Annotated in this window: 20 protein-coding genes; 16 read left to right on the forward strand and 4 right to left on the reverse strand. The window is 66.3% G+C overall.

All coding sequences use genetic code 11. The features are described 5' to 3' along the window. Positions 1 to 133 precede the first annotated feature (133 nt). The 11 genes from HZI36_RS22180 (at position 134) to HZI36_RS22230 (ending at position 11437) form a co-directional block, all read left to right on the forward strand. A complete protein-coding gene (locus HZI36_RS22180) occupies positions 134 to 937 on the forward strand; it encodes an outer membrane protein assembly factor BamE (protein WP_179404823.1) in 804 nt (267 codons plus the stop codon). A gap of 69 nt (positions 938 to 1006) precedes the next feature. Beyond that, positions 1007 to 1804, forward strand: a complete 798-nt coding sequence (gene dapB, locus HZI36_RS22185) for a 4-hydroxy-tetrahydrodipicolinate reductase (protein ID WP_179404824.1) — start codon at positions 1007 to 1009, stop codon at positions 1802 to 1804. 19 nt (positions 1805 to 1823) lie between these two features. After that, on the forward strand, positions 1824 to 2492 hold the full coding sequence (locus HZI36_RS22190) for a MotA/TolQ/ExbB proton channel family protein (RefSeq protein ID WP_179404825.1): 669 nt from the start codon (positions 1824 to 1826) through the stop codon (positions 2490 to 2492). Between the two features lie 24 nt (positions 2493 to 2516). Next, the gene (locus HZI36_RS22195) at positions 2517 to 2975 is read left to right on the forward strand and encodes an ExbD/TolR family protein (RefSeq protein ID WP_179404826.1); all 459 of its coding nucleotides are present in this window, start codon (positions 2517 to 2519) and stop codon (positions 2973 to 2975) included. A gap of 237 nt (positions 2976 to 3212) precedes the next feature. Further along, the gene (gene leuS / locus HZI36_RS22200) at positions 3213 to 5807 is read left to right on the forward strand and encodes a leucine--tRNA ligase (RefSeq protein WP_179404827.1); all 2595 of its coding nucleotides are present in this window, start codon (positions 3213 to 3215) and stop codon (positions 5805 to 5807) included. Positions 5808 to 5856: 49 nt separating this feature from the next. Beyond that, positions 5857 to 6408, forward strand: coding sequence for an LPS assembly lipoprotein LptE (locus HZI36_RS22205; RefSeq protein WP_179404828.1), 552 nt, complete (start codon positions 5857 to 5859; stop codon positions 6406 to 6408). 13 nt (positions 6409 to 6421) lie between these two features. After that, complete coding sequence (gene holA / locus HZI36_RS22210; RefSeq protein WP_179404829.1) at positions 6422 to 7519, forward strand: DNA polymerase III subunit delta; 1098 nt, start codon at positions 6422 to 6424, stop codon at positions 7517 to 7519. A 169-nt stretch (positions 7520 to 7688) separates the two neighbouring features. Beyond that, on the forward strand, positions 7689 to 8960 hold the full coding sequence (locus HZI36_RS22215; RefSeq protein ID WP_179404830.1) for a glutamate-5-semialdehyde dehydrogenase: 1272 nt from the start codon (positions 7689 to 7691) through the stop codon (positions 8958 to 8960). 20 nt (positions 8961 to 8980) lie between these two features. Beyond that, positions 8981 to 10384 carry an AAA family ATPase gene (locus HZI36_RS22220; protein ID WP_179404831.1) on the forward strand — a complete coding sequence of 468 codons (1404 nt, stop codon included), beginning with the start codon at positions 8981 to 8983 and terminating at the stop codon, positions 10382 to 10384. 60 nt (positions 10385 to 10444) lie between these two features. Next, the gene (locus tag HZI36_RS22225) at positions 10445 to 11011 is read left to right on the forward strand and encodes a hypothetical protein (RefSeq protein ID WP_179404832.1); all 567 of its coding nucleotides are present in this window, start codon (positions 10445 to 10447) and stop codon (positions 11009 to 11011) included. Positions 11012 to 11014: 3 nt separating this feature from the next. After that, the gene (locus HZI36_RS22230; RefSeq protein WP_179404833.1) at positions 11015 to 11437 is read left to right on the forward strand and encodes a CopD family protein; all 423 of its coding nucleotides are present in this window, start codon (positions 11015 to 11017) and stop codon (positions 11435 to 11437) included. Positions 11438 to 11507: 70 nt separating this feature from the next. On the opposite strand, the gene HZI36_RS22235 is transcribed toward HZI36_RS22230, so the two are convergent. Further along, on the reverse strand, positions 11508 to 12374 hold the full coding sequence (locus HZI36_RS22235; protein ID WP_179404834.1) for a MurR/RpiR family transcriptional regulator: 867 nt from the start codon (positions 12372 to 12374) through the stop codon (positions 11508 to 11510). A gap of 295 nt (positions 12375 to 12669) precedes the next feature. On the opposite strand from HZI36_RS22235, the gene edd reads away from it, so the two are divergent. Together edd and eda are read left to right on the forward strand one after the other, a co-directional pair. Beyond that, positions 12670 to 14523 carry a phosphogluconate dehydratase gene (gene edd / locus HZI36_RS22240; protein WP_179404835.1) on the forward strand — a complete coding sequence of 618 codons (1854 nt, stop codon included), beginning with the start codon at positions 12670 to 12672 and terminating at the stop codon, positions 14521 to 14523. A gap of 19 nt (positions 14524 to 14542) precedes the next feature. Further along, on the forward strand, positions 14543 to 15169 hold the full coding sequence (gene eda / locus HZI36_RS22245; RefSeq protein ID WP_179404836.1) for a bifunctional 4-hydroxy-2-oxoglutarate aldolase/2-dehydro-3-deoxy-phosphogluconate aldolase: 627 nt from the start codon (positions 14543 to 14545) through the stop codon (positions 15167 to 15169). A 108-nt stretch (positions 15170 to 15277) separates the two neighbouring features. On the opposite strand, the gene HZI36_RS22250 is transcribed toward eda, so the two are convergent. Together HZI36_RS22250 and HZI36_RS22255 are read right to left on the reverse strand one after the other, a co-directional pair. Next, positions 15278 to 15553, reverse strand: coding sequence for a hypothetical protein (locus HZI36_RS22250; RefSeq protein WP_179404837.1), 276 nt, complete (start codon positions 15551 to 15553; stop codon positions 15278 to 15280). Continuing rightward, positions 15550 to 15798, reverse strand: coding sequence for a tlde1 domain-containing protein (locus tag HZI36_RS22255; RefSeq protein ID WP_179404838.1), 249 nt, complete (start codon positions 15796 to 15798; stop codon positions 15550 to 15552). The genes HZI36_RS22250 and HZI36_RS22255 overlap by 4 nt, the downstream gene beginning before the upstream one ends. 411 nt (positions 15799 to 16209) lie before the next feature. On the opposite strand from HZI36_RS22255, the gene HZI36_RS22260 reads away from it, so the two are divergent. Continuing rightward, positions 16210 to 17553: a GntT/GntP/DsdX family permease gene (locus HZI36_RS22260; protein ID WP_425485285.1), complete on the forward strand. Its 1344-nt coding sequence runs from the start codon at positions 16210 to 16212 to the stop codon at positions 17551 to 17553. Between the two features lie 13 nt (positions 17554 to 17566). Next, complete coding sequence (locus HZI36_RS22265; protein ID WP_179404840.1) at positions 17567 to 18064, forward strand: gluconokinase; 498 nt, start codon at positions 17567 to 17569, stop codon at positions 18062 to 18064. 117 nt (positions 18065 to 18181) lie between these two features. Here HZI36_RS22265 and purB read toward each other — a convergent pair whose 3' ends face one another. Then, positions 18182 to 19570 (reverse strand): adenylosuccinate lyase, encoded by a 1389-nt coding sequence (gene purB / locus HZI36_RS22270; RefSeq protein WP_179404841.1) that lies wholly within the window; start codon positions 19568 to 19570, stop codon positions 18182 to 18184. A gap of 171 nt (positions 19571 to 19741) precedes the next feature. Here purB and HZI36_RS22275 point away from each other — a divergent pair, with 171 nt between their 5' ends. Beyond that, positions 19742 to 20692, forward strand: a complete 951-nt coding sequence (locus HZI36_RS22275) for a LysR substrate-binding domain-containing protein (RefSeq protein ID WP_179404842.1) — start codon at positions 19742 to 19744, stop codon at positions 20690 to 20692. Positions 20693 to 20843: the final 151 nt, after the last annotated feature.

Consider the following 20843-nt stretch of genomic DNA (forward strand, 5'->3'; position numbering starts at 1 on the left):
ATCCCTAGAGTACAATGCAGAGTTCAATGTTACCGGCTTTTCGCCGTTCCAGATACACGCGCGGCCTGCGGGACGGGCCAGCACGGTGAGGGAAATGATTCCAGAATCTCTTTCGCACTTTCAAAGGAGCCGCATGCGGAGTGCCATCATCGCTGCCGCCGCCGTCGCCGCGCTGGCTGGTTGTTCTTCCTACGACAGCGTCACGCAGCGCATCGCGCAGTCCATCACGCCGTACCGGATCACCGTCGTCCAGGGCAATTTCGTGTCGCGCGAGAAGGCTGCGCAGTTGCAGACCGGCATGACGCGCGACCAGGTCCGCACGTTGCTCGGCTCGCCGCTGTTGACCGACATGTTCCACGCCGACCGCTGGGACTACCTGTTCTACTTCAAGCGCGGCTCGACGTCCGTCGTCCAGCAGCGCGATCTCGTGTTGACGTTCTCGGCCGATCGCCTCGCGGGCTGGACGGGCGCCGACGATCTGCCGTCCGAGCTCGACCTGCTCGCCGAGATCGACGGCGACAAGTCCGGCAGGAAGGCGAAGAAGGCGGCCGTCGCGGCCGCTTCGGCGTCCGAAGCGGCGTCTGCTTCGGCAGCCGCGAGCGGCGCGTTAGCGTCGGCATCCGCCGCAGCCGCGCCGTCCGGCACGGAAGTTGGCGCGGGCCTCGACGCGAACGAGGAAGCCGCGCGCGCGGCGAACCGCGCGACGGGGCAGGTGCCGGGCCAGGTCGCCGGCGCGCGCGCGTCGCTGGCCGCGCCGGTCGCGGGCGGTGCGTCGCCGGGCGTGAACTCGTCGGTCCAGCCGCAGTTCCAGTTCCATCGTCCGCCGCCGCCGGCCGGGTCGAACGAAGCCGCGCAGGCCGTCGGCCCGCAGGGCTCGCTGCAGAACCAGCCGCTCACCGCGCCGTCGGCGCCCGCGGCGGCGAGCGCGGCCCAGTAACGCCGGCGCATCGCGTCACACGGGGCGGCACACGCCGCCCCGCCTTTTTCACTCGTCGTACGGAAAGCCATGAAGATTGCGATTGCCGGCGCGTCCGGCCGGATGGGCCGGATGCTGATCGAAGCCGTTCTCAACGATCCCGACGCGCAGCTCGCCGGCGCGCTCGACCGTGTCGGCTCGCCGTTTCTCGGCCAGGACGCGGGCGCGTTCCTCGGCAAGGAAACCGGCATCAAGCTGACCGACGATCTCGACGCGGTGTTCGCGCAGGCCGACTATCTGATCGACTTCACGCGCCCCGAAGGGACGATCGCGCACGTCGACGCCGCGCTGCGCCACGGCGTGAAGCTCGTGATCGGCACGACCGGCTTCACCGACGAGCAGAAGGCGACGCTGCGCGCGGCCGCCGACCAGATCGGCATCATGTTATCCGCGAACATGAGCGTCGGCGTGAACGTCACGCTGAAGCTGCTCGAGTTCGCGGCGAAGCATTTCTCGCAGGGCTACGACATCGAGATCATCGAGGCGCATCACCGCCACAAGGTCGACGCGCCGTCGGGCACCGCGCTGATGATGGGCGAGGCGGTCGCGGGCGCGCTCGGCCGCTCGCTCGCCGACTGCGCGGTGTACGGCCGCCACGGCGTGACGGGCGAGCGCGATCCGTCGACGATCGGTTTCTCCGCGATCCGCGGCGGCGACATCGTCGGCGATCACACGGTGCTGTTCGCCGGCATCGGCGAGCGGATCGAGGTCACGCACAAATCCGCGAGCCGCGTGTCGTACGCGCAGGGCGCGCTGCGCGCGGTGCGCTTCCTGTCGCAGCACGGCGCGGGCCTGTTCGACATGCAGGACGTGCTCGGCCTGCGCTGACGCGCAAGACGGACCCCCGATGGCGGCTCCCACCGGCGTTCTCCACTATCTCGAAACCGGCGACGCGGTCACGCACGCGGTGGCCTATGTGCTGCTCGCGATGTCGATCGCGAGCTGGTGCTTTCTCGTCGTGAAGGCGTGGCTGCTCGTGCGAGCGAAGTGGCAGGGGCCGGGCGCGCTCGCCGCGTTCTGGCGCGCGGCGACGCTCGACGCCGGCATCGCCGCGCTCGCCGGCGCCGATCGCGAGCGCGTGTTCGTGCCACTGGCGGAGGCCGCGCGCGACGCGGCTGGCGATCACGATCCGGCCGCGCTCGCGGCGCGCGTCGAGCGTAGCGAGCGCGTGCTGCGCGCGCTGCGCCACGCGATGCTGCGCTCGCAGCGGCGGCTCGAGTTCGGCCAGGTGCTGCTTGCGTCGATCGGCAGCACCGCGCCGTTCGTCGGCCTGCTCGGCACCGTGTGGGGCATCTACCACGCGCTCGGCAGCATCGCCGCGAGCGGGCAGGCGCAGATCGAGAACGTCGCCGGGCCGGTCGGCGAGGCGCTGATCATGACCGCGTTCGGGCTCGTCGTCGCGATTCCGGCGGTGCTCGCGTACAACATCCTCGGGCGGCTCGTGCGCCAGATCGCCGAGGAGCTCGACGGCTTCGCGCGCGACCTGCACGTGTTCGTCTGCGCGGACGACGCCTGACTTCCATCCCGACAGGAGCGACGCATGGCATTCGGCGGGCTCGAGCATCACAAGACGTCCGCGCCGATCGCGGAGATCAACATGACGCCGCTGATCGACGTGATGCTCGTGCTGCTCGTGATCTTCATCATCACCGCGCCGCTGATGACGCACGCGATCCGGCTCGATCTGCCGAAGGTCGCGGCCGACGTCGCGCGCGAGACGCCCCGGACGGTCACGCTGTCGATCGACGATGCAGGCAAGGTCTACTGGGACGACGCGCCGGTGCCGCTCGACGCGCTGCCCGCGCGTCTGCGCGAGGCGGCGGCGAGCGGTTCGGCGCCGGACCTGCATCTGCGCGCGTCGCGCGCGACCCGCTACGACGTGATCGCGCAGGTGATGGGCGCCGCGCAGGCCGCGGGCCTCACGCGGATCGGCTTCGTGACCGATCTGCCGCTGCCCGGCAGTGTGCCGGGTGCGCCGGCCGCGGCGCCCGCGCACTGATCCGCTCCCGCTCCCGCTTCCGAAACCTGCGCCCGCGCCCGTTGGCCTGACGGCGCGATGCGGGTGGTATGGGCGGTATAATCGACGTTTTTCCCGGCTGGCAGGCCCTGTCCCGGGTGTCCGGAGCGTATCCGGCCCCGCGAATGCGCCCGCTCGCCGGACAAGCGCGAGTTTCGTCCATTTCCGCGCGGCCGCCTCGTCGGCGCGCGCTGCTCAAAGCCTAGCCCGAACCACACCATGCACGAGAGATACGTACCCGCCGACGTCGAAGCCGCCGCCCGGAGCGACTGGCGCGCAGCCGATGCCTACAAGACGCAGGAAGATTCGCAGAAGCCGAAGTTCTACTGCGTGTCGATGCTGCCGTACCCGTCCGGCAAGCTGCACATGGGTCACGTGCGCAACTACACGATCAACGACGTGATGTACCGCTATCTGCGGATGAACGGCTACAACACGCTGATGCCGATGGGCTGGGACGCGTTCGGGATGCCGGCCGAGAACGCCGCGATGGCGAACGGCGTGCCGCCGGCGCAGTGGACCTACGACAACATCGACTACATGAAGCGTCAGATGCAGTCGATGGGGCTCGCGATCGACTGGTCGCGCGAAATCGCGACCTGCAAGCCCGACTACTACAAGTGGAACCAGTGGCTGTTCCTGAAGATGCTCGAGCAGGGCATCGCGTACAAGAAGACGGGCACCGTGAACTGGGATCCGGTCGACCAGACCGTGCTCGCGAACGAGCAGGTGATCGACGGCCGCGGCTGGCGCTCGGGCGCGCTCGTCGAGAAGCGCGAGATCCCGATGTACTACCTGCGGATCACGCAGTACGCCGATGAACTGCTGAACGACCTCGACGGCCTTGGCTGGCCCGAGCGCGTGAAGATCATGCAGCAGAACTGGATCGGCAAGAGCTTCGGCGTGAACTTCGGCTTCCCGTATAAACTCGACGGCGAGCAGAAGCTGCTGCGCGTGTTCACGACGCGCGCGGACACGATCATGGGCGTCACGTTCTGCGCGATCGCGGCCGAGCATCCGCTCGCGACGCGCCTGGCGCAGGACAAGCCCGAGCTGCTGGCGTTCATCGACGAATGCAAGCGCGGCGGCGTCGCGGAAGCCGACGTCGCGACGATGGAGAAGAAGGGCGTGCCGACCGGCTTCAAGGTCACGCACCCGCTGACGAACGAGCCGGTCGAGGTGTGGATCGGCAACTACGTGCTGATGAGCTACGGCGAAGGCGCGGTGATGGGCGTGCCCGCGCATGACGAGCGCGACTTCGCGTTCGCGAAGAAGTACGCGCTGCCGATCACGCAGGTGATTGCGGCTGTTGGCGAGACGTATTCGACCGACGCGTGGCAAGAGTGGTACGGCGACAAGGAGCGCGCGGTCTGCGTGAACAGCGGCAAGTACGACGGGCTCGCGTATGGCGCGGCCGTCGACGCGATCGCGGCCGACCTGAAGGCGGGCGGCTTCGGCGACAAGCAGGTCACGTGGCGCTTGCGCGACTGGGGCATTTCGCGCCAGCGCTACTGGGGCACGCCGATCCCGATCATCCACTGCCCGTCGTGCGGCGACGTGCCGGTGCCGGAAAAGGATCTGCCGGTCGTGCTGCCGGAGGATCTCGTGCCGGACGGCTCGGGCAACCCGCTCGCGAAGTCCGAAGCATTCCTGAACTGCGCGTGCCCGACGTGCGGCGGCGCGGCGAAGCGCGAGACCGACACGATGGACACGTTCGTCGATTCGTCGTGGTATTTCTCGCGCTACACGGCGCCCGACGCGGAAACGATGGTCGACGCTCGCACCGATTACTGGATGCCGATGGACCAGTACATCGGCGGCATCGAGCACGCGATCCTGCACCTGCTGTACTCGCGCTTCTGGACGAAGGTGATGCGCGACCTCGGCCTCGTGAAGTTCGGCGAGCCGGCGAAGAACCTGCTCACGCAGGGGATGGTGCTGAACGAGACGTTTTACCGCGAGGATGCGTCCGGCAAGAAGACCTGGTACAACCCGGCCGACGTGACCGTCTCGTTCGACGACAAGGGCCGCCCGGTCGGCGCGACGCTGAAGACCGACGGCCAGCCGGTCGTGCTCGGCGGCATCGAGAAGATGTCGAAGTCGAAGAACAACGGCGTCGATCCGCAGTTGCTGATCGACCAGTACGGCGCGGACACCGCGCGCCTGTTCACGATGTTCGCGGCGCCGCCCGAGCAGCAGCTCGAGTGGTCGGGCGCGGGCGTCGAGGGCGCGAGCCGCTTCCTGCGCCGCGTGTGGAGCTTCGGCCACGCGAACCGCGCCGCGCTCGCGGAGCGCGCGGGCTTCGACGCCGCGAAGCTCGGCGACGCGGACAAGTCGCTGCGCCGCGAGATTTACGGCGTGCTGAAGCAGGCCGATTTCGACTATCAACGCCTGCAGTACAACACCGTCGTATCGGCCGCGATGAAGATGCTGAACGCGCTCGACGGCGCGAAGGGGGCGACGCCCGCGGTGCTGCGCGACGCGTACGGCGTGCTGCTGCGCGTGCTGTATCCGGTCGTGCCGCACGTGACGTTCGAGCTGTGGAAGGCGCTCGGCTACGCGGACGATTTCGGCACGCTGCTCGACGCGCCGTGGCCGAAGGTCGACGAGGCCGCGCTCGAACAGGCCGAGATCGAACTCGTGCTGCAGGTGAACGGCAAGGTGCGCGGCGCGATCAAGGTCGCGAAGGACGCGGGCCGCGACGCGATCGAGGCCGCGGCGCTCGCCGACGAGACGTTCGCGAAGTTCGGCGAAGGCCGGCCGGCGAAGAAGATCGTCGTCGTGCCGGGCCGCCTCGTGAACATCGTCGTTTGACGCCCGGCGCGGTTGCCGGGACGAACGGCCTGAACAGGAAGGAGCGAAGGTGATCCGCAGATCGTTTCTGATGGTGGCCGGCAGCGCGCTCGTGCTGTCGGCGTGCGGCTTCCAGTTGCGCGGCTCGCAGAACTACGCGTTCAAGCAGCTGATGCTCGCGGGCGCGCCGCCCGTCGTCGCCGCGCGTCTGACGCGCCTCGTCGAGGCCGGCAGCGATACGAAGATCGTGAAGTCGATCGACGCCGCGGATGCGGTGCTGCGCATGTCCGAGTCGCGCGGGCAGAGCACGCTGACGCTGAACCAGTACGGCTCGGTCGAGGAATACTCGCTGAACTATTCGCTGAACTATACGCTGACCGCGAAGGACGGCACGCTGCTGATCCCGCCGAGCACGATCGCGCTGAACCGCGCGATGACGTATAGCGATCAGTACACGCAGGCGAAGGCGCAGGAAGCCGACATCCTGTACGCGGACATGCAGAACGACGCGGTCGACCAGCTGATGCGGCGCCTCGCGATCGTACACTCGCTGCATCCGTCGCCGGAGCAGGTGGTGCCCGGCGTATCGCCGCGCGCGCCGCTGCCGCCGCCGCCGCTGTGATCGGGCGCTGACGATGCAATTGCGTCTCGACGCGCTGGAGCCGCATCTCGCGAAGGGGCTCGCCGGACTCTACACGGTCTACGGCGACGAACCGCTGCTCGCGCAGGAGGCGTGCGACCGCATCCGCGCGGCCGCGCGCGCGGCCGGCTTCACCGACCGCTCGGTGCACACGGTCGAGCGCGGCTTCGACTGGAGCGTGCTGATCGGCGCGACGCAGGCGATGTCGCTGTTCGGCGAGCGCCAGCTGATCGAGTTGCGGATTCCGTCGGGCAAGCCCGGCAAGGACGGCGCCGACGCGCTGAAGACGCTCGCGGCCGCCGGCAATCCGGACGTGCTGCTGCTCGTCACGCTGCCGCGCCTCGACGCGGCGACGCAGAAATCCGCGTGGTTTACCGCGCTCGCGAACGGCGGCGTCGCGCTGAAGATCGATCCGGTCGACCGCGCGCAACTGCCGAACTGGATCGGCCAGCGGCTCGCGATGCAGGGGCAGCGCGTCGCGGCCGGCGACGACGGGCGGCGCGCGCTGCAGTTCGTCGCGGAGCGCGTCGAGGGCAACCTGCTCGCCGCGCATCAGGAGATCCAGAAGCTCGGGCTGCTGTATCCGCAGGGGTCGCTGACGTTCGAGCAGGTGCACGACGCGGTGCTGAACGTCGCGCGCTACGACGTGTTCAAGCTGAACGAGGCGATGCTCGTGGGCGACGCCGCGCGGCTCGCGCGGATGATCGACGGGCTCAAGGGCGAGGGCGAGGCGATCGTGCTCGTGATGTGGGCGGTCGTCGAGGAGTTGCGCACGCTGCTCAGGATCAAGCGCGGCGTCGCGGCCGGCAAGCCGCTCGCGACGCTGCTGCGCGAGAACCGTGTGTGGGGGCCGCGCGAGCGGCTGATCGGGCCGGCGCTCAATCGCGTGTCCGAGGCCGTGCTCGAGAAGGCGCTCGCGTTCGCCGCGCGGCTCGACCGGCAGGTCAAGGGGCTGAGCGCGGTCGCGCTGCCGGTGCGGCGCGCGCAGGACGTGCCGCCGCCCGATCCGTGGGACGGCCTGTTCCAGCTCGCGATGACGGTCGCGCTCGCGCAGGGCGAGCGACCGCGCACCGCGGGCGGCGCCAGGCGCTGAGCGCCGGGCCGCTGTCCGCATTCGCGGCGGTTGGCCGCAGTGCCCAGCGCGCGATCCGCACCCGCATTACAATGCTTCGACACGAATCGATGCGGCCGCGCGAGCCGGCCGCATCGCGTTTTCCGATGATTTCACGCCGCTTCGCGCGGCATGCGTTTCGAGTCACACGATGGATATCGATCAGTACATGACGGACCTGGGCCGCCGCGCCCGGCACGCTTCGCGCGCGATGGCGCGCGCCAGCACGGCCGCGAAGAACGCGGCGCTCGACGCGGTCGCGCGCGCGATCGAGCGCGACGCGCAGCAGCTGAAGGAGGCGAACGCGCGTGACGTCGCGCGCGCGCGCGAAAAGGGGCTCGATGCGGCGTTCATCGACCGCCTGACGCTGTCGGACAAGGCGCTGAACACGATGGTCGAAGGGCTGCGCCAGGTCGCGTCGCTCGCGGATCCGATCGGCGAGATCGGCAATCTGAAGTACCGCCCGAGCGGGATCCAGGTCGGCCAGATGCGCGTGCCGCTCGGCGTGATCGGGATCATCTACGAATCGCGGCCGAACGTGACGATCGACGCGGCCGCGCTGTGCCTGAAGTCCGGCAACGCGACGATCCTGCGCGGCGGCTCCGAGGCGCTCGAATCGAATACCGCGCTCGCGAAGCTGATCGGCGAAGGGCTCGCGGCCGCGGGGCTGCCGCAGGACGCGGTGCAGGTGGTCGCGACCGCCGATCGCGCGGCGGTCGGCAAGCTGATCACGATGACCGACTACGTCGACGTGATCGTGCCGCGCGGCGGCAAGAGCCTGATCGAGCGGCTGATCGCCGAGGCGCGCGTGCCGATGATCAAGCATCTCGACGGGATCTGCCACGTGTACGTGGACGACCGCGCGGATCTCGCGAAGGCGCTGACCGTCTGCGACAACGCGAAGACGCACCGCTACGGCACCTGCAACACGATGGAGACGCTGCTCGTCGCGGCCGGCATCGCAGGCGCGGTGTTGCCGCCGCTCGGCCGGCTCTATCGCGACAAGGGCGTCGAGCTGCGCGTCGATCCCGCCGCGCGCGCGGTGCTCGCCGACGCCGGCGTCGGCCCGCTCGTCGACGCGACCGAAGAAGACTGGCGCACCGAATATCTCGCGCCGGTGCTGGCGGTCAAGATCGTCGACGGGATGGACGCCGCGATCGAGCACATCAACGAATACGGCTCGCATCACACCGATGCGATCGTCACCGAGGATCACGACCGCGCGATGCGCTTTCTGCGCGAAGTCGATTCGGCGAGCGTGATGGTCAACGCGTCGACGCGCTTCGCGGATGGCTTCGAGTTCGGCCTCGGCGCGGAGATCGGGATCTCGAACGACAAGCTGCATGCGCGCGGGCCGGTCGGCCTCGAAGGGTTGACGTCGCTGAAGTACGTCGTGCTCGGGCACGGCGAAGGGCGTCAGTAAGCGACAACAGGAGAAACGGCATGCTAACCAGGCTTCGCGTCAAGGGATTCAAAAGTCTTGGGGATGTCACCGTCGATTTCGGCCCTTTTACGTGCGTTGCAGGGGTGAATGGTGCGGGAAAGTCCAATCTATTTGACGTGATCGTGTTTTTGCGGGATCTGGTTGACATGCCGATCATTGCTGCGGCCAATCGGGTCCGTGATCGGGACGGTAAGAGATTCGGGTCGGTGGGTTCGATCTTTACCCGTTACAAGAACAGTAGCGCCGACACGATGGAGTTGGAGGTGGAGTTTCTGGTTTCCGATGTCGTGGTTGATGACTTCGGACGCCAGGGTGCGCCTCACGTGACTCATCTGAGATATCGGATCGCTTTAGGTTATAAATTGGACGAAACCTCCGGAAGCGAGAGGATTCAGCTGCTCGACGAGGCACTCGAATATATTCCGAAGCGTGATTTTCGGCGCAATCTGTTTCCTCATGCCGATGTATTTTGGGAATCGGTCAAGGGTGGAACGAAAACATCGAATTTCATATCGACCGAGAAAGAAGCCGATGGGCGAGCGATCGTCAACATCCATCAAGATTCTGGAACGAGCAGGGGGCGGCCGGAGCGCATTCCAGCGTTCGGAATGGAGCGCACCGCGTTGAGCGGAATCAACACGATCGACAGGCCGACTGCATTGGCAGCTCGCCGTGAAATGCAATCGTGGGCGTTGCTCCAGCTTGAGCCATCAGCGCTTCGGCAACCTGACGATTTTTCGACGCCATCCGACATTCATGTTGCACCTTCGGGTGCGCATATGCCTGCGACGCTCAAATGGCTGAACAAGGATGCAGCGGTTGCAAATCGATTGTCGGAGCTAATTCCGGATGTCGCGGAACTATCCGTTGAGGTTGACGAAAGACGGGAGCTAAAGACCCTGTACCTGACGAATCGCGATGGCATTAAATATCCTGCAAAGGCGCTCTCTGACGGCACATTGCGATTTTTGGCGCTGGCTATCATTCATGCTGATCCTTTGGCGGGAGGGCTAATATGCCTCGAAGAGCCTGAGAACGGCATTCATCCTTCACGGGTTCGGGCAATGACAAACTTGCTGCGTGATATGGCAGTCGATCCGAATGAGGCAGTCGACGAGCATAATCCATTGCGCCAGGTGATTATCAATACACACTCTCCTTTGGTTGTGCAGGAGTTGAAGGCCGACGATCTCGTGGTTTGTCAGCAATATCGCCAAAAGACAGCAACTTTTAGTACGTTCGGATTTCTGGCCAAGACGTGGCGCGCTGAAAAAATGCCCGATCAAAAAACAACGTCGTTGAGTACTTTGCTGGCTTATCTCAATGCAGATGAGGTGAGCGAAGATCGAGATTCATCGACGGTCAGAGCGCTGTTGCGTGAGCAATTGGCGCTTTTTCAATGAACGGGGGAGCGGGTGAGTTTTATTCGTTACACGCTCCTTGCTGATGGGAGCTCCGATGCGGTGCTGCTGCCCATTATTCGATGGGTCATCGATCAAAATTTTCCTGATTTGACAACGATAGAAGAGTTTGCTCGAGATGGGTTACCACCGCCATCGACGGGACTTCGAACGCGTGTCGCTAGAGTGCGGGCGCTCTACGAATTCGATGTTTTGTTTGTGCATCGCGACGCGGAGCGAGACGGTTACGAAATGCGATTACAGCAGTTGACCGACGAACTTGCTGACGTGGAAGGCGTCTGGATCCCAGTCATTCCTGTCCGTATGACCGAAGCTTGGTTACTGGGTAGTGAGCCTGCGATAAGGCGGGCGGCGGAGAATCCGAATGGCAAGGTTCCGCTGACAATTCCGCCTCGGTCCCGCTGGGAAGCGTTGCCGGATCCTAAGCAGGCGTTGTTTGCGCTGCTGCATGCAGCAGCGGATCGCCCGCCCCGTCGAGCGATTAATGAAGGGCTTTGCAGGAGCAGGGTGGCTGAGCTAACTGCGGATTTTGAGCATTTGCGCCCGTTGCCGTCTTTTCAGGCATTCGAGGCTCGGGTGGTTGAGACGTTTCGTGGTTTGGAGGTCTGATCGATGGCGATGCTCTGGGTCAAGACTTTCCATATCGTGCTGATCGCGGCGTGGTTCGCGGGGCTGTTCTACCTGCCGCGCATCTTCGTGAACCTCGCGATCGAAACCGAGCCGGCCGCAGTGCGGCGGCTCCTCGTGATGGCGCGCAAGCTGTTCCGCTTCATGAGCTTCATCGCGGTGCCGGCGCTCGCGTGCGGGCTGTGGCTGTGGCTCGTGATCGGCATCGGCGCCGGGCAGGGCTGGGTGCACGCGAAGGTCGGCGTGGTCGCGCTGCTGGTCGGTTATCACGCGTACTGCGGATATCTGCTGAAGGTGTTCGAGCGCGGCGAGAACCGCCGCTCCGACAAGTGGTATCGCGTGTTCAACGAATTGCCCGTGCTCGGGATGCTCGCGGCCGTCGCGCTCGTCGTGATCAAGCCGTTCTGACGCGCCGCGTCGCAAAGTGATTCCGCCGACGGCGCCTCTTGCGGGCGCCGTTTTGCGTTTTTGTTTTCGTTCACGCCTTCGCCTTGTCCGCGCCCCCGCCCGCTTCGTCGATCCGGCGGCGCGTGATCGCCTCCTTCGCGCGGCCGAGCCGGTCGACGAGCGCCGGGCCGCGCGACAGCGCGACGCCGACCGCGAGAATGTCGCCGATCGCGAGATGCGACATTCGCGACGTCATCGGCGAGAACACGTCGGTCTCCTCCGCGATATTCGACGCGAGGCTCACGGTCGCGAGCTTCGCGAGCGGCGAATGGCTGTGCGTGATCGCGATCACTTTTGCGTCGCACGCGAGCGCGGAGCGCGCGGCGTCGACGATGTCGCGCGTGCGGCCGGTGTTCGAGATCGCGACGACGACGTCCTGCGGGCCGAGCAGCGCGGCCGACATCGAGAACGTGTGCGGATCGGAATACGCGACGCTCGGCATGCCGAGCCGGAAGAACTTGTGCTGGATGTCCTGTGCGGCAATCCCCGAGCCGCCGGCGCCGTAGAACTCGATCCGCGACGCATGTGCGAGCAGGTCGATCGCCTCCGCGACGCTGCCGGCTGACAGGCTGTTGCGGACCTCGATCAGCGCGCCGATCGTGCGGTCGAACACCTTGCCGATGATGCCGGGCGCCGGCTCGTCGGGCTCGACGTCGCGGTACACCGACGACACGCCCGGCGCGACACTCTGCGCGAGCCGGATCTTGAACTCGCGGAAGCCGCTGCAGCCGAGCGCGTGGCAGAAGCGCGCGATCGTCGGCTGGCTGACGCCCGCGCGTGTCGATAGCTCGGTCATCGCGAGGTCGAGTACCTCGCGCGGCGCGGCGAGAATGTAGTCGGCGAGCTTGCGTTCGGACGGGCGCAGCTCGGGGCGGATCGCTTCGATGCGGGGCAGCATGGGACGGCTCGGCGTAATCGGGTTCGGATGAGCGAGTGTATCGCAATAGAATTGTAGAAAATCTACATAAAATTTCTAGCTCGATCTGCTCAGTGCTCGCGGCGGTTTTGACATGAATCTTAGGGTTATTACTAGTATTTGTCGGGCTTTCGGCTAAAAAATGCTGCGCCCGCGCATGAGTTGGCATTGCGTGCTTGTAGTTTTTCTACTAGACTTTGGCCGTTCGGTCGACGCAGTCGGCCGTCCCCACGATCCCAACTTGCCGGTGTCGGCCGGCCATTCAGGAGCGCCCAGCATGACCTCGCTGCATCCCACTCTGGCGAAAGTCACCGAACGCGTGATCGCACGCAGCCAGTCGACCCGTTCCGCCTACCTGAAGCGCATCGACGGCGCGCAGGGCAAGTTCCCCGCGCGCGGCGCGCTGTCGTGCGCGAACCTCGCGCACGGCTTCGCGGGCCTCGAAGGCGACGACAAGTTCAAGATCAAGGCGATTCGCGAGCCGAACATCGGCATCGTGTCGTCGTACAACGAGATGTTGTCCGCACACGCGCCGTACAAGACTTTCCCCGACATCATCAAGGTCGCCGCGCGCGAGAACGGTGGCGTCGCGCAATTCGCGGGCGGCGTGCCGGCGATGTGCGACGGCGTCACGCAGGGCAATGCCGGGATGGAGCTGTCGCTGTTCTCGCGCGAGGCGATCGCGATGGGCACCGCGATCGCGCTCACGCACAACATGTTCGACGCGGCGCTGTGCCTCGGGATCTGCGACAAGATCGTGCCGGGCCTGCTGATCGGCGCGCTGCAGTTCGGCCATCTGCCGACGATCTTCGTGCCGGCCGGCCCGATGACGAGCGGTCTGTCGAACGACGACAAGGCGAAGATCCGCCAGCAGTTCGCGACCGGCCAGGTCGGCCGCGACGCGCTGCTCGAAGCCGAATCGTCCGCGTATCACGGCCACGGCACCTGCACGTTCTACGGCACCGCGAACAGCAACCAGATGCTGATGGAGCTGATGGGCCTGCATCTGCCCGGCTCCGCGTTCGTGCATCCGCACACGCCGCTGCGCGACGCGCTGACGGCCGAGGCCGCGCGCCGCGTGCTCGACCTGACCGTCGAGCGTGGCCACTACACGCCGATCGGCCATGTGATCGACGAGAAGGCGATCGTGAACGGGATCGTCGCGCTGCTCGCGACCGGCGGCTCGACGAACCATACGTTGCACCTCGTCGCGATCGCGCGCGCGGCCGGCGTCCTGATCGACTGGGACGACTTCGACGAGCTGTCCGCCGCGGTGCCGCTGCTCGCGAAGATCTATCCGAACGGCAAGGCGGACGTCAACCACTTCCACGCGGCGGGCGGCGTCGCGTTCCTCGTGCGCAACCTGCTCGAGGGCGGGCTGCTGCACGAGGACGTGACGACGGTCGCCGGCCGCGGCCTCGCGCACTACACGAAGGAGCCGAAGCTGCTCGACGGCAAGCTGACCTGGGTCGACGGCGTCGCCGAGAGCCAGGATGCGAAGGTGCTGCGCCCGCTCGCCGAGCCGTTCCAGCCGGACGGCGGCCTGCGCCTGATGCAGGGCCGGCTCGGCCGCGGCGTGATCAAGATCTCGGCGGTCGCGCCCGAGCATCGCAAGGTGAGCGCGCCCGCGATCGTGTTCGATTCGCAGGAAGGCGTGCAGGAAGCGTTCGATCGCGGCGAGCTGAAGCGCGATTTCGTCGCGGTCGTGCGTTTCCAGGGCGCGCGCGCGAACGGGATGCCGGAGCTGCACCGTTTGACGCCGCTGCTCGGCGTATTGCAGGATCAGGGTTTTCATGTCGCGCTCGTGACCGACGGCCGCATGTCGGGTGCGTCGGGCAAGGTGCCGGCGGTGATCCACGTGTCGCCGGAAGCGCTGCTGAACGGCCCGCTCGGCAAGGTGCAGACGGGCGACACGATCGTGATCGACGCCGAGGCCGGCGTGCTCGACATCGCGATCGACGAGCAGGAATGGCACGCGCGCCCGGTCGCGCAGCCGCTTCATCAGGCGGAAAACGAAGTCGGCTTCGGCCGCGAGCTGTTCGGCGTGTTCCGTTCGGCGGCCGCGCCGGCGGAGCAGGGTGCATCGGTTTTCGGCGCGCTGGTCGGCGAGGCCGTCCGCGTCAACGCGTAATCAACAAGGAGTGGTATCGATGAAAACGATCGACGAAATCGTCAAGCTGGGCCCGGTGATCCCGGTGCTCGCATTCGACTCGGCCGAGCAGGGCGAGCACGTGTCGCGCGCACTGCACGCGGGCGGCGTGAAGGTGCTGGAGATCACGCTGCGCACCGAGGCGGGGCTCGCGGCGATCGAGCGCGCGAGCCGGCTCGCGGACGACATCGTCGTCGGCGTCGGCACGATCACGAGGCCGGAGCACTGCGCGCAGGCGAAGAAGGCGGGCGCGCAGTTCGGCGTGTCGCCGGGGCTGACGAAGGAGCTGCACGTCGCGGCGCTCGACGCGGGCCTGCCGCTGTTGCCCGGCGTGATGACGCCGAGCGACCTGATCCAGGCGATCGAGTTCGGCTACGAGATCGTCAAGTTCTTCCCGGCGCAGCAGGCGGGCGGCGTGCCGATGCTGCAGGCGTTCCACGGCCCGTTCCCGAACCTGCGTTTCTGTCCGACGGGCGGGATCACCGCGGAGACCGCGCCGAACTTCCTGAAGCTGCCGAACGTGGTCTGCGTCGGCGGCTCGTGGCTGACGCCGAAGGCGGCTGTCGCCGGCGAGGACTGGGCGGAGATCACGCGTCTCGCGCAGATCGCGAGCCAGTTGCCGCGCTGAGTGGTGTGATTCGATGCGCGCGGCCGATTGAAGCGGCCGTGTGACGGTGGTAGCCAGGCGGCCCGCTCGATGCGGGCCGCTTTGTTTTTAGCGATTGCGCACGGGAGATCAGCGTCGACGCCGATGCCGGATCTTCGCGATTGCCCATCGAATGCCCAGATAAATCGCGGTGGCGACCGGCGTGAACAACGCGAAGCCGACCAGCCCTTCGAGGTTCGCGACATCTTCCGCATGGCGGGCGCGATACAACGTCGCGAGGCGATCTGCCCATGCTTGCGGGAACGTCGGGAAGACTTCGTGGTGTGCGGTCCAGAGCAGCGTCAGCGCGTTGGCGATCAGGTAGATGCAGAGCAGTCCGAGCAGGAGCCGGGGGAGTGGCTTCATGAGACGATCACCATGCCGTATGCGTCATACGAGGTTCCGGGAATGCGAAATTTCGGTGCGCTCAGGATTGCGCTGCGCAGCATCAGGAAATCATGTCGGTGCTCAAGCGTAATGCATCCTTCACTGACGCCCAAAGGTCCCTTGGGATGCAATCTGAATTTTCCGCGCCTGACTTGATCGCAGAACAGTTCGTCATCGATTTTCCGATCCTTGGCGTATAGAGCAAACCACTCGAATTTGTTCACGCCTCTGAAAATTTGAAGGTAAGTCTCATGATTGGCCCGCAATTTTATTGAAATGTGCGGCGAGTCTATTTGACAAGACGCCACCGTTCACTTGATGTGGGTCAAGCGAGGGCGTTATTTCGTCTGACGTATCGTCGTATGACGTCTGGATTGCCGGGCGGCCGTCGAGCGGCGCGAGCCGCGTCTCGCATGGCGATGCGCCCCTGGGTTTCCACGTAGGTATCATTTCCTACGGGTTTGTGATCATGGAACCGGTTCTATCCGCGCCGAATAAAGATAAGTACAATTCAGCGTCCCGGCGGCGGGGGCCTGTCACCCGTTCCGGAGCGCATCGCACCCGGGCATAATCGCGTCAGTCGCCCGACTCGAATAAATCCCAAGGAGGAGTACCACATGGGGACTCAAGGCAGCATGCTGCTCGTCTATGCCCTGATCGCAATCGTGGCGCTGATCGTCATGATCGCCCGATACAGGATCTATCCTTTCCTCGTCCTCATCATCGTGTCGCTCGGCCTGGGCCTCGTCGCCGGCATGCCGATGGACAAGATCGTCAAGTCGTTCGAAGCCGGTAACGGCGGCACACTCGGCCACATCGCGGTCGTCGTCGGCCTCGGCACGATGCTCGGCAAGATGATGGCGGAATCGGGCGGCGCCGAGCGCATCGCGACCACGCTGATCGCCTGGTTCGGCGAGAAGAACATCCACTGGGCGATGATGTTCGTCGCGATCATCGTCGGTCTGCCGGTGTTCTTCGAAGTCGGCTTCGTGCTGCTGATTCCAATCGCGTTCAACGTCGCGCAGCGCACCGGCAAGTCGCTGCTGCTCGTCGGCCTGCCGATGGTCGCCGGCCTGTCGGTCGTGCACGGGCTGATCCCGCCGCACCCGGCCGCGCTGCTCGCGGTGCAGGCGTACCACGCCGACATCGGCAAGACCATCGCGTTCGGCCTCATGATCGGCGTGCCGATCGCGCTGATCGCCGGCCCGCTGTTCGCGCTCGCGATCCACAAGACCGTGAAGCTGCCCGAGTACAACCCGCTCGCCGCGCAATTCGTCGAAACGGGCGTGGTCGAAGGCCGCAAGCGCGAGCTGCCGAGCTTCGCGGTCACGCTGTTCACGATCCTGCTGCCCGTCGTGCTGATGCTCGTCGGCAGCTGGGCCGACCTCGTGTTCAAGCCGAAGACGCTGCCGAACGACCTGCTGCGCTTCTTCGGCAACACCGACGTCGCGCTGCTCGTCGCGGTGCTCGTCAGCTTCTGGACGTTCGGCGCGCGGCAGGGCTTCAACCGCGCGCAGATCCAGAAATTCTGCGGCGACTGTCTCGCACCGATCGCCGGGATCACGCTGATCGTCGGCGCGGGCGGCGGCTTCGGCGGTATCCTGCGTGACAGCGGCATCTCGACGCAGCTCGTGACGACCGCGATGCATGCGCACCTGTCGCCGCTGCTGCTCGGCTGGTTCGTCGCGGCGCTGATTCGTCTCGCGACGGGCTCCGCGACGGTCGCGATGACGACCGCGTGCGGGATCGTCGCGCCGATCGCGATCGCGTCCGGTGCGACGGTGAGGCCGGAGCTGCTCGTGCTCGCGACGGGCTCGGGCTCGCTGATCTTCTCGCACGTGAACGACGGCGGCTTCTGGCTGATCAAGGAATACTTCGGGATGACGGTCGGCCAGACGTTCAAGACCTGGTCGCTGCTCGAAACGCTGATTTCGGTGCTCGGCCTGGTGTTCACGCTGCTGCTGAGCACCGTCGTCTAATGAGAGGTTGCAGATGATCCTGATCGCAATGGGCGTGTCGGGCGCGGGCAAGTCGCTGATCGGCGAGATGCTCGCGGCGCGTCTCGGCTGCACTTATACCGACGGCGACGCGTTTCACAGCGTCGCCAACAAGGAGAAGATGCACCACGGGATCCCGTTGACCGACGACGATCGCTGGCCGTGGCTCGGGACGATCCGCGCGGCGATCGAGGAGAAGCAGCGCGCGGGGGAGACCGCGGTCTTCACGTGCTCGTCGCTGAAGCGCTCGTACCGCGACGTGCTGCGCGGCACCGACACGGACGTGCGATTCGTCTATCTGAAAGGCTCGTTCGAGATGCTGCGTGATCGGCTGAACACGCGCAAGGATCACTTCTTCGATCCGTCGCTGCTGCGCAGCCAGCTCGACACGCTCGAGGAGCCGGGCCCGGACGAAGCGATCGTGGTCGGCATCGAGCTGACGCCCGAGCAGATCGTCGAGCACGTCGTGCGGACGCTCGGTCTCGCGGGCTGAGCGGGCTGAGCCGAAGTTCGGCGACAGAAGCGCAAAACGCCCGATGCAGCGATGCATCGGGCGTTTTCGCTGTGCGGCGGCGCCCGCCGAAGCGGGCATACGGAGTGCGTTGGCCCGTTAAGCGATCCGCTTCGCGAGCTCGACGGCCTTGCCGATGTACGACGCGGGCGTCATCGCGAGCAGGCGCTCCTTCGCGTCCTGCGGGATCGCGAGCGTGCCGATGAACTGCTGCAGCGCGTCGCGCGTGATGCCCTTGCCGCGCGTGAGCTCCTTCAGCTGCTCGTACGGATTCTCGATCCCGTAGCGGCGCATCACGGTCTGCACCGGCTCGGCGAGCACTTCCCAGCAGTTGTCGAGGTCGTCGTTCAGGCGCTGCGGATTCACTTCGAGCTTGTCGAGGCCGCGGATCAGCGCGTCGTACGCGAGCAGCGAGTAGCCGAACGCGACGCCGATGTTGCGCAGCACCGTCGAGTCGGTCAGGTCGCGCTGCCAGCGCGACACCGGCAGCTTGTCCGCGAGGTGGCGCAGCGTCGCGTTCGCGAGCCCGAGGTTGCCTTCCGAGTTCTCGAAGTCGATCGGGTTCACCTTGTGCGGCATCGTCGACGAGCCGATCTCGCCGGCCTTCGTCCGCTGCTTGAAGTAGCCGAGCGAGATGTAGCCCCACACGTCGCGATCGAGGTCGAGCAGGATCGTGTTCGCGCGCGCGACCGCGTCGAACAGCTCGGCCATGTAGTCGTGCGGCTCGATCTGGATCGTGTACGGGTTGAACGTGAGCTTCAGGCGGCTCTCGATCACGTCGCGCGAGAATGCTTCCCAGTCGAACTCCGGATACGCGGACAGATGCGCGTTGAAGTTGCCGACCGCGCCGTTCATCTTGCCGAGGATCTCGACCTTCTCGATGCGGACGATCGCACGCGCGAGACGCGCGGCGACGTTCGCGATTTCCTTGCCGAGCGTCGTCGGGCTGGCCGGCTGGCCGTGCGTGCGCGACAGCATCGGCTGGTCGGCAAGCGCGTGCGCGAGCGCGACGAGGCGCTGATGGACCGTGCGCAGCGCGGGCAGGATCACGTGCTCGCGCGCGCCGGCGAGCATCATCCCGTGCGACGTGTTGTTGATGTCTTCCGACGTGCACGCGAAGTGGATGAACTCGCTCGCCTTCTCGAGCTCGGCCTGGCCCTTCACCGATTCCTTCAGCCAGTATTCGACGGCTTTCACGTCGTGGTTCGTCACGCGCTCGATGTCCTTGATGCGCGCGGCGTCGTGCGGCGTGAAGCGCGCGACCAGATCGAGCAGGAACTGCTCGGCGGCGTCGGTAAAGCGCGGCACTTCGGCGAAGCCGGCGCGCGACAGCGCGATCAGCCAGTGCACCTCGACGGTGACGCGGTGGCGCATGAAGGCGGCTTCGGAGAGCCAGTCGCGCAGTGCTTCGGTCTTGCTGGCGTAGCGACCGTCGAGCGGCGAGAGCGCGGTGAGGGCGAAAAGCGTATCGGGACGGGTGTCGGACATGATCGGGCGGGCTTGCGGCCGGTTCGGGCGTGGAGGAGGAGAACCCGGCATTTTACCATCGGCGCGCAAGCGTCCGGCTCGATGCGCCGGGGGGGCGCGCCAACAACGGGCGCGCCGTAAAATACGGGCTTCTCCCCGACCGTCGCCGCCGCCGCTGCCGCCACCGCCCGCATGGAACTGAAATGGCTCGAAGATTTCGTCTCGCTCGCGGAGACGCGCAGCTTTAGCCGCTCGGCCGAGTTGCGGCACGTGTCGCAGCCCGCGTTCTCGCGCCGGATCCAGGCGCTCGAGGCGTGGCTTGCGACCGAGCTGATCGATCGTTCGGTCTATCCGACGCGGCTCACGCAGGCCGGCCAGATCTTCTACGAGCAGGCGCTCGCGATGCTGTCGCAGGCGCACGAGGCGCGCACGCTGCTGCGCGGGCACGTTGGCGCGCCGGTGCCGACGATCGAGTTCGCGGTGCCGCACACGCTGTCGCTGACCTATTTCCCGCGCTGGCTGCAGCGGATCGAGGCGAAAATGGGGCCGGTACACACGCGATTGCGCGCGCTGAACGTGCACGACGCCGTGCTGGCGCTCGTCGAGGGCGGCTGCGATCTCGTGATGGGTTATCACCATCCGAGCTACCCGGTCGCGCTCGACCCGGCGCGCTACGACATGCTGACGCTCGGCAGCGAGCCGATCAGCCCGTTCTCGGCGCCCGCGCGCGCGGGCCGCGCGCGCTACACGCTGCCGGGCGCGGCCGACGCGCCTGTGCCGTATCTGTCGTACACGCCGAACGCGTATCTCGGCCGGATGACCGAGGTGATCATCGCGAACGCGCCGACGCGGCTCTTTCTCGACAAGGTCTATGAGACCGACATGGCCGAAGGGCTGAAGGCGATGACGCTCGCCGGCCACGGCGTCGCGTTCCTGCCGCACAGCGCGGTCGAGGACGCGGTCGCGGACGGCGAGCTGATCCGGCTCGACCGCGCGGCGCGCGGCGGCGCGCATCCGTTCACGCTGACGATGGACATCCGGCTCTACTGCGACAAGGTCGCGCTGCAGGGCGACGAGCCGCGGCAGTCGTTGCTGCGCACGCTGTGGGAAGCGGTGCGCAACGAACTGAGCGGTGACAACTGAGCGGTGACGCGCGGCCGGCCTGAGGTCGGCAACGCGTCAGCCAGCGCGTCAGCCAACACGCGCAAATGAACGATCGTTCTTGTAAAAATTCCCCGTGTTTTTGCGCAAAATCACGATCATGCAAAAAACGCATAATCGAATAAGCAAACGG

The organism is Burkholderia guangdongensis, from assembly GCF_013403875.1.
GTDB lineage: Bacteria > Pseudomonadota > Gammaproteobacteria > Burkholderiales > Burkholderiaceae > Burkholderia > Burkholderia guangdongensis.

What these genes read in the sequence shown, in the direction of transcription:
- HZI36_RS22180 (WP_179404823.1), top strand. Translation starts at nt 134, where the DNA reads ATGCGGAGTGCCATCATCGCTGCCGCCGCCGTCGCCGCGCTGGCTGGT.
- dapB (WP_179404824.1), top strand. Translation starts at nt 1,007, where the DNA reads ATGAAGATTGCGATTGCCGGCGCGTCCGGCCGGATGGGCCGGATGCTG.
- HZI36_RS22190 (WP_179404825.1), top strand. Translation starts at nt 1,824, where the DNA reads ATGGCGGCTCCCACCGGCGTTCTCCACTATCTCGAAACCGGCGACGCG.
- HZI36_RS22195 (WP_179404826.1), top strand. Translation starts at nt 2,517, where the DNA reads ATGGCATTCGGCGGGCTCGAGCATCACAAGACGTCCGCGCCGATCGCG.
- leuS (WP_179404827.1), top strand. Translation starts at nt 3,213, where the DNA reads ATGCACGAGAGATACGTACCCGCCGACGTCGAAGCCGCCGCCCGGAGC.
- holA (WP_179404829.1), top strand. Translation starts at nt 6,422, where the DNA reads ATGCAATTGCGTCTCGACGCGCTGGAGCCGCATCTCGCGAAGGGGCTC.
- HZI36_RS22215 (WP_179404830.1), top strand. Translation starts at nt 7,689, where the DNA reads ATGGATATCGATCAGTACATGACGGACCTGGGCCGCCGCGCCCGGCAC.
- HZI36_RS22220 (WP_179404831.1), top strand. Translation starts at nt 8,981, where the DNA reads ATGCTAACCAGGCTTCGCGTCAAGGGATTCAAAAGTCTTGGGGATGTC.
- HZI36_RS22230 (WP_179404833.1), top strand. Translation starts at nt 11,015, where the DNA reads ATGGCGATGCTCTGGGTCAAGACTTTCCATATCGTGCTGATCGCGGCG.
- HZI36_RS22235 (WP_179404834.1), bottom strand. Translation starts at nt 12,374, where the DNA reads ATGCTGCCCCGCATCGAAGCGATCCGCCCCGAGCTGCGCCCGTCCGAA.
- edd (WP_179404835.1), top strand. Translation starts at nt 12,670, where the DNA reads ATGACCTCGCTGCATCCCACTCTGGCGAAAGTCACCGAACGCGTGATC.
- eda (WP_179404836.1), top strand. Translation starts at nt 14,543, where the DNA reads ATGAAAACGATCGACGAAATCGTCAAGCTGGGCCCGGTGATCCCGGTG.
- HZI36_RS22250 (WP_179404837.1), bottom strand. Translation starts at nt 15,553, where the DNA reads ATGAAGCCACTCCCCCGGCTCCTGCTCGGACTGCTCTGCATCTACCTG.
- HZI36_RS22260 (WP_425485285.1), top strand. Translation starts at nt 16,210, where the DNA reads ATGCTGCTCGTCTATGCCCTGATCGCAATCGTGGCGCTGATCGTCATG.
- HZI36_RS22265 (WP_179404840.1), top strand. Translation starts at nt 17,567, where the DNA reads ATGATCCTGATCGCAATGGGCGTGTCGGGCGCGGGCAAGTCGCTGATC.
- purB (WP_179404841.1), bottom strand. Translation starts at nt 19,570, where the DNA reads ATGTCCGACACCCGTCCCGATACGCTTTTCGCCCTCACCGCGCTCTCG.
- HZI36_RS22275 (WP_179404842.1), top strand. Translation starts at nt 19,742, where the DNA reads ATGGAACTGAAATGGCTCGAAGATTTCGTCTCGCTCGCGGAGACGCGC.